Genomic DNA, 16,264 nt, shown 5'->3' with positions numbered 1-16,264 from the left:
GGAACCGGCCCGCCCCTCACCGCGACCACGCGCCACCTGGCCGGCCCCACGCCCGACCTCGCCGCCACCACGCCCTACCTCGTCGGGTGTGCGTCCCGTCTCCGCGCCCGGCCCGCCCTCCGTGGCGCCGGGATCGATCTGGGCGGTCACCTCCACCACCTGGGCGTCCGACAGCCGTAGCGCGTTGCTGATCAGCTCGTCCAGGATGCTGCCCAGCCCGCCCGACGGCTCCAGCAGCCGCAGCCCCGGCGGCACATCGACCGTCAGCGTCTGTCCCGCCGTCTCCGTCAGTGCCCGCCACCGCTCCACCCGGGTCGCCAGCACGGCGTCGAGGTCCACCGGCGACGCCGTCCGTATGCTCTCCATCCGCGCGCTGGCCTGCAGCGCGTTCAGCATGCGCTGCATGGCTTTCAGCTCGTCGACGGCGACGTCGTACACCTGCCGCCCGCCGCCGTCCTCGCCGAGGTGCGGTTCCAGGCTCTCGACGGCGAGCCGGAGGCTGGTCAGCGGGTTGCGGAGCTGGTGCGAGGCGTCGGACACGAACGCCCGCTGCCGCTGCACGGCGTTCTCGACGGCGTCCATCATGGTGTTGAACGACTCCGCCAGCCGCCGCAGCTCGACCGGGCCCGCCTCGGCGTCCGCGCGGATGGTGAGGTCACCCTGGGAGATGCGGGAGCTGGCCGCGTCCAGTTCCCGCACCGGGCGCAGCACCCACGCCGACACCGGCCAGGCGACGGCCACCAGCGCGATCAGCGGCAGCAGCCCGAGCCCGGCGAGCCTGGCCCAGCGGGCGAGGATGCGGGAGCGGGTCTTCGACAGGTCGGAGATCGTGACGACGGCGCCGACGACCTCGCTGTCGCGGCCCACGGGTTCGGCGACGACGAGCGCGGAGTCGTCCCACGGCGCCCAATCCCCCGAGGGTTCCGGTCTGGCCCCGGCAAGCGCCGCGGTGACGATGCGGGGCAGCGCCGGCTCGTCGCGGGCCGCCGCCTCGTACGCGCCCGCGGGCCCGAGCAGCACCGTGCCGGACGTGTCGATCACGGCGACGGGGATGCCGTACAGCTCGTGGTAGCGGGCCAGCTCTTGCTGGAGCGCCTCGGTCCTGCCGGTGGACAGGGCGGTCTCGGCCAGCGACGAGAACCGCCCGACGTCGTTGAGCCGGTCGACGTAGGTCTCCTGGATCTCCCGCTCGGCCACGGTGACGCTGAGCGGCACCCCGAGCGCGGTGACGAGCAGCACCGCGAGAGGCACCAGGACGACGAGCAGGCGACGGTGCATGGCGCGTCAGCCGGTCGGCTCCGGCCGGTCGGCCAGGAGCCGGTAGCCGACCCCGTGGATGGTACGGATGATCTCGGCCGGGCCGAGCTTGTGCCGTAACGCCGCGATGTGGGTGTCGAGGGTGCGGCTGGAGGACTCCCAGGTCGCGCCCCAGATCTGGTCGAGGATGACGTCGCGGCTGACCACGTTGGGCGCGCGTCTGGCCAGCAGCAGGAGCAGCTCGAACTCCTTGCGGGTCAGCGTCACGGGTGTGCCGCCGACGGTGACCTCGCGGGTGCCGACGCAGATGCGCAGCGGGCCGAGGACGACGGGTTCGTCCGGGTGGCTGAGCGCGCGGGCCACCCGGGTGCGCCGCAGGACGGCGTCGATCCTGGCGAGGAGTTCGGGGATGCCGAACGGCTTGACGATGTAGTCGTCGGCGCCGGCGCGCAGGCCGCGTACGCGCTCGTGTTCCTCCGAACGCGCCGTCACGGCGATGACGGCGGTCTCGGGGCGGTCGCGCAGCTTGCGGATCACGTCGAGCCCGTCGCCGTCGGGCAGGCCCAGGTCGACGAGGACCACATCGGTCGGGGCGGCGCGCACCGCCTCGGCGGCGGTGGCGATGCGGTGGACCTCGAACCCGGCCTGAGCCAGGACGGTCATCAGACCCCGCGCGACGCGGTCGTCATCCTCGATGATGGTGATCCGCATACCGGATTGTACGGCCCGGCCGAACGCCGGCGTTAGCCCGTTCTTGGGATTTCTCTGACATCCTGCGCATTCCTTGGGATTCCTCTGACACCATCCGCGTCCCTGCCAGCCCAGACTGAGGCCGCGCACTCACCGAAAGAACGCGAATGCGCACGAGGAGGCCGCGACATGAGAACGTCCAGCAAGTACCGGGCCACCGCGCGGATGATCGCCACGATCGGCGTCGTTTCGCTCATCGCCGCATGTTCCGGCAACGGAGGAGGCGGCGACGCCGACGCCGGCGGCGCCACATATCCGGACGACAACATCACGTTCGTCGTGCCGTTCAGCGCGGGCGGACCGACCGACACCGTCACCCGCATGATCGCCGAGCCGATGGCCGCCAAGCTCGGCGGCAAGGTCGTCGTACAGAACGTCGAGGGCGCGGGCGGCACGGTCGGCGCCGGCGAGGTCGCGCGGGCCGAGCCCGACGGCTACACCGTGCTCATGCACCACATCGGCATGTCGACGGCGCCCGCCCTCTACAAGGACCTGGGCTACCAGCCGCTGGAGAGCTTCGAGACCGTCGGGCTCGTCACCGAGGTCCCGATGACGGTCGTCGCCCGCAAAGACTTCGCGCCCGCCACGCTCAAGGACCTCGTGACCCACGTGAAGGCGAACGCCGACAAGGTCACCCTGGCCAACGCCGGCATCGGCGCCGCGTCCCACCTGTGCGGCCTGCTGTTCCAGACGGCCGCCGGGGTCAAGCTCCAGGAGGTCCCGTACGAGGGCACCGGCCCCGCGCTGACCGACCTCGTCGGCGGCCAGGTCGACTTCATGTGCGACCAGACGACCAACACCAGCGGCCAGATCAGCGGGGGCGAGGTGAAGGCGTACGCGGTCACCACGCCCGAGCGGGTGAAGAGCCTGCCCGACCTGCCCACCACGGCCGAGGCCGGGCTGCCCGGCCTGGAGGTCAGCGTGTGGCACGGCCTCTACGTGCCGAAGGGCACCCCGCAGGACGTCGTGCAGAAGCTGTCCGAGGCGCTGAAGGTGGCGCTGGCCGACCAGAAGGTGATCGACCAGATGGCCAAGCTCGGCACCGCGCCGGTCCCCGCGGAGAGCGCGACCCCGCAGGCGCACAGGACCAAGCTGGAGGAGCAGCTCGGCACCTGGGGCAAGGTCATCGCGGACGCCGGCGTCGAGGCCTCCTGAGGTGGAGCGCCGCCGGTCCTTCCCCGACGTCCTCGCCGGGGGAATGTTCGTCCTGCTCGGTGGCGCGTTCGTGGTGGGGTCGCTCGGCTACGAGCTGGGCACCCCGCTGCGGATGGGCCCCGGAGCCTTCCCGCTGCTGGTCGGCGTGCTCGTGGCCGCGCTGGGCCTGGGGATCGTCGTCAAGGGGCTCGTCGCAGGCGAGATGATCGTGTTCGGGCGGATCCCCTGGCGCGCGATCGGCGTCATCACGCTGGCGCTCGTGTTCTTCGGCTTCACCGTACGAGGGCTCGGGTTCGTGCCGGCGTCGGCGGTGACCGCGCTGCTCACCACGCTGGCCGACTCGCGTGTACGGCCCCTCATGGCGGTGGCCGTGGCCGCCGGGCTGACGCTGGCCAGCACGCTCATCTTCGTCGTCGGGCTGCAACTGCGGCTCCCGCTCTGGGGCCCGTGGCTGGGGTTCTGACGCGACATCCGGATTGAGGCATGGAACTTCTCGACAACCTCGCCCTGGGCTTCTCGACGGCCCTCCTGATCCAGAACGTCCTCTACTGCTTCGTGGGAGTGCTGCTCGGTACGGCGGTCGGCGTGCTGCCGGGCATCGGGCCGACGGCGACGGTCGCGATGCTGCTGCCGATCACGTTCACGTTCGAGCCGGTGACGGCGCTGATCATGCTGGCCGGCATCTATTACGGCGCACAGTACGGCGGCTCGACGACCGCCATCCTGATCAACCTGCCCGGCGAGTCGTCGGCGGCGGTCACCGCGCTGGACGGCCACGAGATGGCCAGGCAGGGCAGGGCCGGTCCGGCGCTGGCCTCCGCCGCGATCGGATCGTTCATCGCGGGCACGATCGCCACGGTCGCCCTGGCCGTCGCGGCGCCGCCGCTGGCCCGTGTGGCGTTGCAGTTCGGCCCGGCGGAGTACTTCTCGCTGGTGCTGCTCGGCCTGATCGTCTCGATCGCGCTGGCGCGCGGCACGGCGCTCAAGGCCCTCGCGATGATCTTCCTCGGGGTCCTGCTCGGCACGGTCGGCCAGGACATCTACACCGGCACGCCGCGGTTCGTGTTCGGCCAGCGCGAACTGTACGGCGGCATCGACTTCGTCTCGGTCGCCGTCGGCATGTTCGGCGTCGCCGAGATCCTGCGCAACCTGGAGCACGAGCAGACCCGCACGGCGGTCGTCAGCAAGGTGAAGAACCTCTGGCCGACCCGCGAGGACCGGCGCAGGATCGTCGGCCCGATCCTGCGGGGCACCGGCCTCGGCGCCGCGCTCGGCGTGCTGCCCGGCGGTGGCCACGTGCTGGCCTCGTTCACCTCGTACGCGGTCGAGAAGCGCATCTCGAGACGGCCGCAGGAGTTCGGGCACGGCGCGATCGAGGGCGTCGCCGGGCCCGAGTCGGCCAACAACGCCGCCGCGCAGACGTCGTTCATCCCGCTGCTCACCCTGGGGCTGCCCGCGCACCCGGTCATGGCGTTGATGGTCGGCGCGTTCATCGTGCACGGCATCACCCCGGGCCCGAACGTCATCTCCGACGAGCCGGCGCTGTTCTGGGGCCTGATCGCGTCGATGTGGATCGGCAACGTGCTGCTCGTGCTGCTGAACCTGCCGCTGATCGGCATGTGGGTGCGCATGTTGCGTATTCCGTACCGGGTGCTGTTCCCGATGATCATCCTGTTCGCGTCGATCGGCACGTACTCGCTGGGGTTCAACGCCTTCGACGTGTACGCGATCGTGCTCTTCGGGCTCCTGGGGTACGTACTGATCAAGTGCGGCTGCGAGCCGGCGCCGCTGCTGCTCGGGTTCGTGCTCGGGCCGCTGCTGGAGGAGAACCTGCGGCGGGCGCTGATCATCTCCCGGGGCGACGCGACGGTGTTCCTGACCCGGCCGATCTCCGCGGTGCTCCTGGCCGTGGCGTTCGCGGCGCTCGTCGTCGCCGTCCTGCCCGCGATCCGCAGGCGCCGTGAGGTGGTGTTCACCGAGGAGGACTGAAACCCCCGTCGTCGCCCCCGTCGTCGTCGGAGGACGTCAGGAAGTCCTGAAACTCGCGGTGCCTGAACTGGTACGTGGCGCCGCTGACGCGCAGCAGCCGGGCCTCGCAGGCCCAGTCGAGGAAGGCCCACAGGCGCAGCGGCAGCAGGCCGCGGGTGGCCGCGACGACCAGTCCGATCATCGTGCGGGCCCAGGCGACCGCGCCGAAGGCCAGGCCGAAGGTCACGCCGCCGATGAGCGCGTACACCAGTGACTCGACGACGTCGTGGGTCATGACGAACACCAGGAGGGCGGCCACCCCGCCGGTGAGGCCGAACGCCAGCCCGATCACCGGGTTGCGGTGGAGTGCCTCCCGCGGGTGGGCCAGCTCCGTGTCCTTGCTCCAGCCCCCGGTGGCGATCTTGAAGGCGATCCCGAGCGCGCAGGCGAGGACGAAGGCCCCGGCGACGCCCACAGCCAGCGGCAGCGGGCCTGCGTGGGCCAGCCGCAGCGGCGCCGACCCGGTGAGCGCGCCGCACAGCCCGAACCCCAGCAGGGTGAGAGGTTCGGCCCTGATCGCCTCGGACACGGTCATGCGCTCGGCTCCCCGCCGGCCGGCCGCGGTCAGCCCGATGACCACGCCCAGCGCCAGTCCCCCCGCGCCTCCCGCGGCGACGGCGAAGACGGGGCCGAAGACCCTTCCGCCGGTCAGCACGAGCCCGGCCAGGCCGCCGAACACGCCGGCGGGCAGTCCCGCCAGGGCGCCCAGCGCCGCGCCGATCACGCGCCGCCGGCGAGGAACCTCGCTCCGCCCACCGGCGGCGGACGGCCACGGCGACAACGACAGGCCGATGGCGATGACCACCCAGCCGGCCATGAGCGCCAACGTGAGCGGATCGGCCGGGCCGCCGGAACCGCCGGCTCCCGAACCGGCCCAGAACGCCAGCATCGCGATGACCGCGAACACCGCGCAGCCCAGGCAGTGCAACACCCGGACCAGGCGCCGGCCGCCGATCGGCCACAACAGGTGGGGGACGATGTCGATCGCCGTCAGACCGGGCGGCGGCCGGTCCGGCCCGGCGCCGTACGCGGCCTGCCGACGCAGGTGGCCGGCCAGGTGCACGAGCCACGACCGGACCTGGTCCGGCTGGTACGGGGTCCCGTGGGCGGCACGGGGCGTGAGGACGGTCGCCGCCGGCACGTACGCCTTCAGCAGCCGCCTGGCGATCGTCGCCGCCCCGTCGGCGGGGTCGAGGCCGGGATCCGTGCGCAGCAGTTCGGCCGGGTCGGCCCCGGACTCCACGGCGGTCACGGTCAGCAGCAGCCGCCACGGTGTGGCGACGGCGAGGTGCACGGCCTTGGCCGCCGGGCCGGACAGCGCCGCGTGGACGGCGTCGCGGTGCGGGGCGCAGGGATGCCCGTCCGGCCAGCGGGCGCGCAGGTAAGCGCCGATCTGCCGGCCGGTGAGGTTGTGCAGGTGGATCCTGGCGGCGTTGTCGAGCACGGCGCCGGCCTCGCGGAGCTGGGCGTGGCGGTCGGCGCGGCACGTCACGACGACCGTGCCCGGCCGCCTGCCGGACAGGTCGCTGTAGCGGTTGAGCTCGGCCAGCAGCCCGATCGCCCGGCGCGGCGGGCCGGCCGACGGCTCGGGGTCCAGTTCGTCCAGCCCGTCCACCACCGGCAGCACCCGGCGGTCCCGCACCAGCCGCTGCGCGTCCTCGGCCGCGAGCCCGAAGTCCTGCGCCAGTTGCTCGGCCAGCCAGGCCTCGAAGGGCCTGCCCAGGGTCCAGCGGGCCGCGTTCAGGCGTACCGGCACCTGCTGCCCCTGGCCGGGGCGTCCGCCGGCGGCCAGCACGGGCTCCAGCAGGTGCAGCACCAGCTCGATGGCGAGCACCGTCTTGCCCGCCCCCGACTCGCCCACGACCAGCAGGCGCCGGGAGCGCAGGCCGCCGAAGTACCGGCCGATCGACAGCAGGTCGTGCTCCGCCTCGCCGTCGCCGTCGTACCCGCTGAAGGAGAGCGAGGCGATGGTGTAGCCGCCGAGCAGCCCCTTACGCGCCCTGTCCTCCTCCCTGAGCACGCGCCGCGCCAGCAGCTCGGCCGCGGGGTCCGGGCCGCGGACGCCGGCGGTCCCCAGCGGGTCCGCGGCGACGGGCGGCTGGGGCGGCTCCGGCGGCTCGGGCGGTCCGGCCAGGGCCGTCCTGGCGGCCCGCCAGCGTTCGAGCTGCTCGGGGATCAGCTCGGCCGGGTAGTCGCAGTAGCGCAGGCAGGCGGTGACGAAGGCCCGTACGAAGTCCCAGCGCGGCAGCCGGTCGGACTGCCGCAGGACGTACGAGGTCGTGCTCTTCGGCAGGGCGTCGACCGTGGTCCCGTCGGAGGCCGTCGTCTGGCCGCCGAGGGCGCGCAGCCTGCTCAGGGACGGCTCGCCCGCCCACTGCCTGAGCAGGGCCAGCGTCCGTACGAACTCCGCCGTGCCGCCGGCCTCCGCGGGGTCGGGCGGCCGGAGCCGGTGCGCGGTCATCCTTCCGCCGCCCGCACCAGCGACCAGCCGAAGCTCTCCCTGCCGCGCCGCGGCCACCGGCCGTCCACGCATCGCCCCTCCAGCGTCTGGACGTGGCGCGACTCCATCAGGAAGTTGCGGGCCTGGTCGGCCGCGACCAGGTCGCGGCCGACCGCGATGGGCACGAACCCGTGCCGGGGGATGTAGACCCACCGGCCGCGGTCCCAGTCATAGGGGTCGAACCAGCGGTGCCGGACCGTCCCGGACACGCGCACCTCCGGCCCGTCCCTGGTCAGGACGAACGAGCCCTGCGAGCGCAGCAGGCTCATCCTGCTGACGTAGAACAGCTCCGTGCCGATGAACGCGTTGATCCGCGCGTCCCAGTAGTCGTGCAACCAGCTCGACTCCCCGTCGCCGAGCTGCCTCGCCCGCCGGACGAGCTGCCGTTCGAACCGGTGCTGGTTCTTGCGCTCCGCCTTCTTGATCACCTTGAACGAGCGCAGCCACCGCGACGACATCGTCCTCGACGCGCCTGCGCCGTCCATGAAGTGCTCCAGGAAGTCGGACGCGATCGGGTGGAAATCGCGCCCGCCGTCGATGATCGAACGGAACAACGCGACCAGTTCGGGGACCGGCCGGCCCGTCCGCCGGCGTAGGCCTCGCAGAAACATGCGCGTTCTCTCCATGCTGGGGGTGGGGCCCGCGTGCTGCTCCAGGTCCGGGTTCAGGGGCATGTCCGGCGGTATTCCTCCTCCCCCACGTGGCTCTGCCATTCCTCACGGGTGAGGGCGCGGCCCGCGTTGGCGCATGCCGCGGCCACCAGGTCGGCGGGCCTGCGGACGTTCCAGAGCCGCGCGGTCCCGTCGCCGCCCACGGTCGCGACGGTGGTCCCGTCCGCACTGTAGGCGACGGAGCTCACGCCCCGGGCGTGGCCGTTCATGGCGGTGCCGAGCCGCCGGTTGACCCGCAGGTCCCACAGCAGCACGCCGCCCCTCGTGGAGCCGGTGACGAGGACCCTGCCGTCCGGGCTGAAGGCGAGCGCGCTGGTCGTGCCGTCCTCGGGGATCAGGGCGACGCCGGCCGGGCGGCGGCGCGGCACGTCCCACAGCCGGACGGCGTCGTCGACGGCCGTGTAGGCCAGCGTCCGGCCGTCGGGGCTGAACTCGAGGTCGTTGACGAGCCCGCCGGCGGCCGCGGGCGGTGAACCGGGGATCTCGCGGCGGGCGGCGACGTCGAAGAGCCGTACCCGGTTGTCGAAGCCCGCGCTCGCCAGCGTCGTGCCGTCCGGGCTGATCGCCAGCCCTGTGATGACGTCGGTGTGGCCGGGGACGCGGATGCGCGGCCCGGTCTCCTTGCGGCGCGCGACGTCCCAGAACACGATGTCCTGGCCCTGCTGGACGGCGACGAACCTGCCGTCGGGGCTGAGCACGGCCACACCCTTGAGCGTCGGCTCGTGGGCGATCTCGCGGCGGCCGGCGACGTCCCAGAGCCGCAGGCCGTCCGTGCCGGATGTCACCAGCGTCCGCCCGCCGGGGGTGAAGGCGATCATGGCCACCGAGCCGCCGGCGTCACGGGGCTCGAGCGGCGGACCGGCGGGCCGCTGCGTGGCCACGTCCCACAGCCGGATCGCGGAGCTCTTCCCGCCGGCCGCGCCAGTGGACGGGCCAGTGGACGGGCCGGTGGACGAGCCGGTCGCCAGGGTTCGCCCGTCGGGGCTCAGCGCGCCGGCTCCTGACGCGGGCATGGAGGTCCCGGTCTGCAGGTGGACCTGCGGGTCCGCCAGGCGCACCACGCCGTCGTAGCCGGCCGCGGCGAGCAGCTTCCCGTCAGGGCTGAACGTCACGCGCTCGACGACGCCGACGTTGTCGGCGAGCACGAGCAGGCGCTCCCCGGCGGCCGTGTCCCACAGGATGGTACGGCCGCCGGCGCCCGCGGTGGCGAGCCGGGTGCCGTCCGGGCTGAAGGCGACCGCGTTGAACCCGGCGGTGCGGTCCCTGAGCACTTTCGTCTGCTTGCCCGTGGCGAGGTTCCACAACCGGGCGGTGCGGTCCAGGCCCACGGTCGCGAGGGTGGCGCCGTCCGGGCTGATGGCGACATCGAGCACGGCACCGGTGTGCCCGGCGAACGGGGCGCCGCGCCGGCGAGAGGTGGCGGTGTCCCAGAGCCGGGCGGTTCCGTCCTTGCCGGCGCCGGCCAGCGTCCCGCCGTCCCGGCTGAACGTCAACCCGAAGATCCTTCTCGATCGCTCGGGGCTGTCGTCGGCCCGGCCCATCGCGGCCCCGTGCGGCCGGCGCGTGACCGCGTCCCACTGCTGGATCACGCCCGCGCTGTCGCCGGTCGCGAAGGTCTCGCCGGCGGGGTTGTACGCGAGCGCCGTCACGACAGTGTCGTGCTTCAGCGCAGCGCCCCGCTCGCGGCGGGTGGCCACGTCGTAGAACCGGACGGTGCCGAGACACGACGTGGCCAGCGTACGGCCGTCGGGGCTGAAGGCCAGCAGGACGTCCGAGCACTCGTACTTCGCCCGGGTGATCGGCGCGCCGAGCTGCCGCCGCGACGCCGTGTCCCAGAGCCGCGCGGTGCCGTCGGAGCTCCCCGTCGCGATGGTCGAGCCGTCGGGGCTGAACGCCAGCGCCGTGACGCCTCGCGTGTGCCCGGTGAGCGTGCCACGGCCGGTACGGGTCGCCGCGGTCAGCACCCGGTTGGCGGCTTCGTCCGTGGGCGCGATCCGCCACGCCGCCACGGCCAGCATCGACGACAGCGCGGTGTCCCCGGTGACCTCGCTCTGCGCGGCGAGCTGGCGGGAGATCGCCACCTTGCGCTGGTGATCGGCCTCGCCCGCCGCGTAGACGGCGAAGCCGGCCGCGTGCAGGGCCAGCACCGTCAGCACCGCCAGGCCGGACATGACGAGACGACGGCGGCGGGTCGCCCTCCGTGCCTCTCGCGTGGACGCCGCGACGAAGCCCTCCACGACGGGACCGGGCGGAGGGAAACTGTCGGGGTCACGGGTCCAGTTGGGCCGGCTGTCCTGGACCGCCAGCAGCCGGGGGCCCCGGTAGAGGAAGGCGGGGTCCCGGTGGTTGCCGGCCCACTGCGCGGCGGCGTCCAGGAGCTGGTCGTACACCGCCTGCGCGGCGAGGTCGGGTTCGAGCCACTGCCGCAGCGTGGGCCAGGCCGTCAGGAGCGCGTCATGGGCGATCTCGGCGGTGTCCTCGTGCAGGGTGAGCAGGCGCCGGTCGGCGAACGCGGACAGCAGCGCCGCGGCCCGGTCCCAGCCCTCCTCCGAGCCGGCGGACGCGGCGGCGCGCAGTTCGGTCAGCGTCGCCCGGCGCCGCGCCACCTGACCTCCCGCGGTGATCACCGTCATCCGCCGGAAGAACCTGAGCGCCGCCTTGCGGTCCTCCGCCGCCAGCCCCGTGAGGGCCTCGTCGGCCGTACGCCGCACGGAGTCGCGGACCCGGCCGGAGTCCTCGTAACCCCGGATGGTCAGGGTGCCCTTCTCACGTCTCTCCCAGGTGTTGCGCAGCGCCTGTGAGAGCAGGGGCAGGGCTCCGGCCTCGTAACGGTCGCCGGCGTCCCGGCCGGCGCGCAGCTCGTCCAGGATGATCTCCACCAGGCCCGGTTCGAGCTCCAGGCCCGCCACGGCCGCGGGGCCGGTGATGGCCAGCCTGAGGTCCGGCTCCGCCATCGGCTCGACGATGACCTGGCCGTCCTGGATGGCCTCGGCGAATTGCGGGTAGGCGGCGCAACGATCCCAGTAGTCGGCGCGCACGCCGACGATCACCGCGGCGCCGTCGCGGCCCTCGGCCATGGCGTGCAGGGCTCGTACGAACGCCTGGCGCTCGTGTTCGTCGGTCACCAGCGTGAACAGTTCCTCGAACTGGTCCACCACCAGCACGAAACGCCCGGCCCGCGCGGCCGCCTCCCGGGGGTCGTCCCGTAATCGTGCGGCGTGCGCGTCGGCGGGCCCGCCGAACGCCGTCGCCCATGCCTGCGCGAGCGCGCGGAACGGCTGCCCCGTCGGCGTGAGGATCAGGCGCGGCCAGTGTCGCGATCCGGGGAGCGGCAACCGCCCCTCGGCCAGTGCCGGCATCACCCCCGCGCGCAGCAGCGACGACTTGCCCACGCCCGAGGCGCCCGAGACCAGGAGGATCGAGCCGTGCCGCGCCGACCGCCGTCCGAGGCGGTCCAGGAGGCTGTGGGTCGCCCGCGCACGCCCGAAGAACAGTCCGGCCTCGCCGCCCTCGAACGGCACAAGACCCTGGTAAGGGCAGACATCGCTGGAATGGCCGCCTCCATCGCGCTCCCCCATGGCGCTCATTCTGGCCAATCGCCGCCATCCCCATCAATCACGATTACGCCGGATATCTCACGCCATTCCACCCGTCCAATATCGTCCAATGTCGTCTGATCTGTGGCTTGAACAGCCGAGACGCGGATTCGATGGTCCTGTTCATCCGCACCAGCCAGGGCGACGAAGGAACGGGGGGTGTCGTGGTCGTGGATCCCGGTGCCGGGATGTCATTGGGGTCGCTGCTGCGCATGTGGCGCCGGCGGGCGCTGCTGACACAGGAGCAACTCGCGGAAAGGGCCGGTCTCAACGTCAGGACCGTACGCCGGCTGGAGAACAGGGGGTTGCCGCGTCCGCGTGCCACCTCCGTGCTGCTGCTGGCGAAGGCGCTGGAGCTGGACGGCGCGGAGCTGGAGCTGTTGCACGCCGCCGCTCGCGGCCGGCCCGACGGACCCGACGAACCGGCCGCGAGCGGCGGACCCGCCGGATACGACGTACGGGCCGCGAGCGGCGGACCCGCCGGACCCTGCGTACGGGCCGCGAGCGGCGGACCCGCCGGACCCTGCGAACCGCCGGCGGCCGACCCGCGGCCGTGGACGGTTCCCCGTCAGTTGCCCGCTGACGTCGCCGTACCGGGCGTACGGGAGCGCGAGCTGGCGATCATGATGGAGCACCACAGCGTCGTCTGCGTCGACGGCATGGCCGGCATGGGCAAGACCACGCTGGCCGTGCGCGCGGCCCACCGGCTCGCACCGTTGTTCCCCGACGGCCAGCTCTTCGTGGACCTGCATGCCCACGCCCAGGCCACGGCACCGGTCGATCCGGGCACCGCCCTCGCCCGGGTGCTGCGCGCCCTCGGCGTTCCCGGCGAGCGCATCCCCTGGCATCCCGACGACCGCGCGGCGCTGTACCGGAGCGTGCTGGCCGGGCGGAGGATCCTGGTCGTCCTGGACGACGCGGCCGGCGAACACCAGCTGGATCCGCTGCTGCCGGCCGGCCCGGGCTGCCGGGTTCTCATCACCAGCCGTCGCCGCCTGGCCTGTCCCGGCGACGCCAGGAACCTGTCGCTGGACGACCTGCCGGTGACCGAGGCGGTCGCCCTGTTCACCCGTCTGGCGGGCCGGGAACGGGACGCGGGCACCCCTGTGGACGTCCTGGTCGAGGTCGTAAGGCGCTGCGGGCTGCTCCCCCTCGCCATCCGCATCGCCGCCGCCCGGCTCCGCACGCACCCCTCCTGGGACGTACGGCATCTGCTCGACCGGCTGGCCACCGACCGCCTGGCCGAGCTGGTGGCCGGACGGCACAGCGTCGCCGGCGCGCTCGACCGGTCCTACGAACGGCTGCCCGCCGAGCACCGGCAGGTGTATCGGCTGCTGGGCTCGGTCGTCCGCCCCGTCTTCGGCCTCGACGCGGTCGCCACGCTGCTGGACGTGACCACGACGCAGGCGAGGCGGCTGCTGGACGAGCTGCTGGACGCCCACTTGCTGCAGGAGCCGGCCCCCGGGCGGTACCGGCTGCACGACCTGGTCCGCGGTCACGCCTCGGCGTTGTGGTTGTCGGCAGGGCTCAGCGGCTCGGCGGAGTGCGAGGTGTCGGCGTTCGAGGAGATGGCCGGTGTGCGGCTGGGCGCCGAGTGACCGCCCCGGTCCGTCCCTTGTTTCATGAAATTTCATTACACGGGCGGTTGCGCGGTCGGGGCATCCCCGCTGCTCACGACCGGCACCGGGTGCACCTGCGCGTTCCGTACCCGCCCGCCCTTGTTGACAGCCGGCGAGGCCGCCGGTGAAGGTAACAGTAAACCGCCGCCTCCACGTCGACAGGTAACACGGCGGTTGGGAGCGCTCCCATCATCCCGGACCATTTCGCCGGACAGACGGAGAACGCACGATGCAACCGCACGGACCCGCCGTACCCACCCGCAGGACGCTCCGCGTCCTCACCATCGTGGCCGCCGCCCTGCTCTGCCTGCTGCCGTGGGCCGAGTCCGCCTCGGCCCACGGCTCCATCATCGACCCCGCCTCCCGCAACTACGGCTGCTGGCAGCGCTGGGGCAACGACCACCTCAACCCCGCCATGCAGCAGGAAGACCCGATGTGCTGGCAGGCCTGGCAGGACAACCCGAACGCCATGTGGAACTGGAACGGCCTCTACCGCAACAACGTCGGCGGCAACCACCAGGCGGCCGTACCCGACGGCCAGCTCTGCAGCGGCGGCCGGACCGAGGGCGGCCGCTACAACTCCCTCGACGCCGTGGGCGCCTGGAAGACCACCGACATCGGCACCAACTTCCAGCTCCACCTCTACGACCAGGCCAGCCACGGGGCCGACTACTTCCGCGTCTACGTCACCCGCCAGGGCTTCAACCCCGCCACCCAGCCGCTCACCTGGGGGAGCCTGGAACTGGTGCGCGAGACCGGCCGCTACGCCCCGAGCCAGGACATCACCTTCGACGCCAGCGCGCCCGGCCGCAGCGGACGCCACGTCGTCTTCACGATCTGGCAGGCCTCGCACATGGACCAGGTGTACTACATCTGCAGCGACGTCAACTTCACCTGAGCCGCTGACAGCGAACAACCCGGCCGACGGCCCGGGTGCCGCCGCCGCCCGCCGCCCGCGACACCGCGAGCGGCGGCGGTGACGCACGTCCGTACATAGGGTGGGCTGTCCACGCGAGGACGCGAACCGGCCCGCCGGCCTCACACTTCGGTGACGTGTCTCGTCGAACGGGTAAGGACAGATGCGACCGAGGGAGACCGCGGCCCTATGACCACCCCATCCGAGCCGGCGCCCGCCCGCCTTGATCTGAACGAGATCATGAGCGAGCGGCGTCACCTGATCAACCTCGCCTACCGGCTGCTCGGCTCGCTGGCCGACGCGGAGGACGTCGTGCAGGAGACGTACGCCCGCTGGTACGCGATGTCCCGCCAGCAGCAGGACGCCATCGACGTCCCCGGCGCCTGGCTGACGACGGTGGCCAGCCGCATCTGCCTGGACCTGCTCGGCTCGGCGCGGGCCCGGCGTGAGCGCTATGTGGGCGAATGGATTCCCGAGCCGCTGCCGGAACACGGTGAGTGGGGCGCCGGCCGTACGGACGCCGCCGTGAGCGACCCGGCCGACCGGGTCACCCTGGACGAGTCGGTCAACATGGCCTTCCTGGTCGTGCTCGAATCCATGACCCCGGCCCAGCGGGTGGCGTTCATCCTGCACGACGTCTTCCGCTACTCCTTCGCGGAGGTGGCCGAGATCGTGGGGCGTTCTCCGGCGGCCTGCCGTCAGCTGGCCTCCTCGGCCCGCCGCCGCGTCCGCGCCGCGCAGCCGCCCGCGGCCCCCGTGGAACGGCAGGCCGGCATCGTCAGGGACTTCAAGCAGGCGTGGGAGGCCAAGGACATCGACGCCCTCGTCAGCCTGCTCGACCCCGACGTGACGGGCGTCGCCGACGGCGGCGGGGTCGTCGGCGCCGTGGCCCACCCGATCGAGGGGCGGGAGCGCCTCGCGCGGCGTTTCGTGGAGATCGCCCGCCTGGCGCCCGACGTGGTCATCCTGGAGCGTACGGTCAACGGCCGCCCCGGGCTGGTGGCCCAGCAGGACGGCGCGACCGTCGTGGTGCTGGCGTTCGACGTCGCGGGCGAGCGGATCAAACGCATCTGGGCCGTGCTGAACCCCGACAAGCTCCGGCCGTGGACGACGGGCTGAAAACACACCAGGCCGGTTTATCCGATTTCCTTTTGACGAAAAATTTCCGCGGTTACCAATAGCGTCCCGGGCGGCTAATCGCCGGGGCGGTCATATGCCTCCGGTCATCGTCTTTCGTGGGCGAGCGGCCGGGCGGGGGCGAGGAGCGTGGACAGGGCCCAGCGTCCCGGGCCGAGTACGGCGACGAGCAGGAACCCCCAGCAGAACAGCGCGGCCTTCTCCCCGCCGTTCTGGATCGGGAAGAGGGCCTGCGGCTGGTGGACGAAGAAGTAGGCGTAGGCCATGCTGCCCGAGCAGATGACGGCGGCGGCCCGTGCGCCCAGGCCGAGCAGGACGAGGACGCCGCCGACCAGCTGGATCAACGCCGCCCACCAGTCGGGCCACTGCCCGATGCCGGGCACCGCGCCGTGCGGCCCGCCGAGCACGCCGAAGAGCGTCGCCGCGCCGTGGCAGGCGAACAGCAGCCCTATCACGATCCGGTAGAGAGCCAGGAAGAGCCCCTGATTCTTGAGCAGAGAATCCACGGCGGTGTCCTTTCAAAGGGGGGTACGGACATTCGTGGGAGCGCTCCCAAACAGGTTCTCCGGAAATACCGACACATGTCAATGCCGGGTCAAACGCGAAGCCGCCCGGCCACTGCCGCATATCCGCGC

General features: G+C 72.7%; 12 protein-coding genes. 6 read left to right on the top strand and 6 right to left on the bottom strand.

Going from position 1 to position 16,264, the window contains the following annotated elements; translation table 11 throughout:
- Positions 1-1,278: sensor histidine kinase (locus E1295_RS08925; RefSeq protein WP_132629440.1), on the bottom strand; the 1,278-nt coding region annotated here is incomplete at its 3' end.
- Positions 1,279-1,284: 6 nt separating this feature from the next.
- Positions 1,285-1,968: a response regulator transcription factor gene (locus tag E1295_RS08920; protein WP_132629439.1), complete on the bottom strand. Its 684-nt coding sequence runs from the start codon at positions 1,966-1,968 to the stop codon at positions 1,285-1,287.
- Positions 1,969-2,136: 168 nt separating this feature from the next.
- Here E1295_RS08920 and E1295_RS08915 point away from each other — a divergent pair, with 168 nt between their 5' ends.
- Genes E1295_RS08915 through E1295_RS08905 form a run of 3 tightly spaced genes read left to right on the top strand, consistent with a single transcriptional unit; the run spans position 2,137 to position 5,151 of the window.
- Positions 2,137-3,162 (top strand): tripartite tricarboxylate transporter substrate-binding protein, encoded by a 1,026-nt coding sequence (locus E1295_RS08915; RefSeq protein ID WP_220448614.1) that lies wholly within the window; start codon positions 2,137-2,139, stop codon positions 3,160-3,162.
- Between the two features lies 1 nt (position 3,163).
- Positions 3,164-3,625, top strand: a complete 462-nt coding sequence (locus E1295_RS08910; RefSeq protein WP_220448613.1) for a tripartite tricarboxylate transporter TctB family protein — start codon at positions 3,164-3,166, stop codon at positions 3,623-3,625.
- 20 nt (positions 3,626-3,645) lie between these two features.
- Positions 3,646-5,151 (top strand): tripartite tricarboxylate transporter permease, encoded by a 1,506-nt coding sequence (locus tag E1295_RS08905; RefSeq protein WP_132629438.1) that lies wholly within the window; start codon positions 3,646-3,648, stop codon positions 5,149-5,151.
- Here the strand turns inward: E1295_RS08905 and E1295_RS08900 are convergent.
- Genes E1295_RS08900 through E1295_RS08890 form a run of 3 tightly spaced genes read right to left on the bottom strand, consistent with a single transcriptional unit; the run spans position 5,135 to position 11,939 of the window.
- Positions 5,135-7,651: an NACHT domain-containing protein gene (locus E1295_RS08900; protein WP_220448612.1), complete on the bottom strand. Its 2,517-nt coding sequence runs from the start codon at positions 7,649-7,651 to the stop codon at positions 5,135-5,137. The two genes, E1295_RS08905 and E1295_RS08900, sit on opposite strands and share 17 nt — an antisense overlap.
- A complete protein-coding gene (locus E1295_RS08895) occupies positions 7,648-8,301 on the bottom strand; it encodes a hypothetical protein (protein ID WP_132629436.1) in 654 nt (217 codons plus the stop codon). The genes E1295_RS08900 and E1295_RS08895 overlap by 4 nt, the downstream gene beginning before the upstream one ends.
- Before the next feature lie 53 nt (positions 8,302-8,354).
- Entirely contained in the window at positions 8,355-11,939 is a 3,585-nt protein-coding gene (locus E1295_RS08890; protein WP_132629435.1) for a WD40 repeat domain-containing protein, read from the bottom strand.
- Positions 11,940-12,070: 131 nt separating this feature from the next.
- Between E1295_RS08890 and E1295_RS08885 the strand changes: the two genes are divergently transcribed.
- The 3 genes from E1295_RS08885 to sigJ all read left to right on the top strand — a co-directional run bounded on the left by E1295_RS08885 (position 12,071) and on the right by sigJ (position 15,611).
- Positions 12,071-13,555 (top strand): ATP-binding protein, encoded by a 1,485-nt coding sequence (locus tag E1295_RS08885; RefSeq protein ID WP_132629434.1) that lies wholly within the window; start codon positions 12,071-12,073, stop codon positions 13,553-13,555.
- 250 nt (positions 13,556-13,805) lie between these two features.
- On the top strand, positions 13,806-14,474 hold the full coding sequence (locus E1295_RS08880; RefSeq protein ID WP_132629433.1) for a lytic polysaccharide monooxygenase auxiliary activity family 9 protein: 669 nt from the start codon (positions 13,806-13,808) through the stop codon (positions 14,472-14,474).
- 207 nt (positions 14,475-14,681) lie between these two features.
- The gene (sigJ, locus tag E1295_RS08875) at positions 14,682-15,611 is read left to right on the top strand and encodes an RNA polymerase sigma factor SigJ (RefSeq protein WP_132629431.1); all 930 of its coding nucleotides are present in this window, start codon (positions 14,682-14,684) and stop codon (positions 15,609-15,611) included.
- 104 nt (positions 15,612-15,715) lie between these two features.
- Here the strand turns inward: sigJ and E1295_RS08870 are convergent, their stop codons facing one another.
- A complete protein-coding gene (locus E1295_RS08870; RefSeq protein WP_132629430.1) occupies positions 15,716-16,135 on the bottom strand; it encodes a DoxX family protein in 420 nt (139 codons plus the stop codon).
- Between the last annotated feature and the right edge of the window lie 129 nt (positions 16,136-16,264).

The sequence above is a fragment of the Nonomuraea mesophila genome (genome assembly GCF_004352805.1).
In the GTDB taxonomy this organism is placed as follows: Bacteria; Actinomycetota; Actinomycetes; order Streptosporangiales; family Streptosporangiaceae; genus Nonomuraea; species Nonomuraea longispora.
Note: the sequence above shows the minus strand (reverse complement) of the source record. Positions and strands in the feature narration are given on the sequence as shown.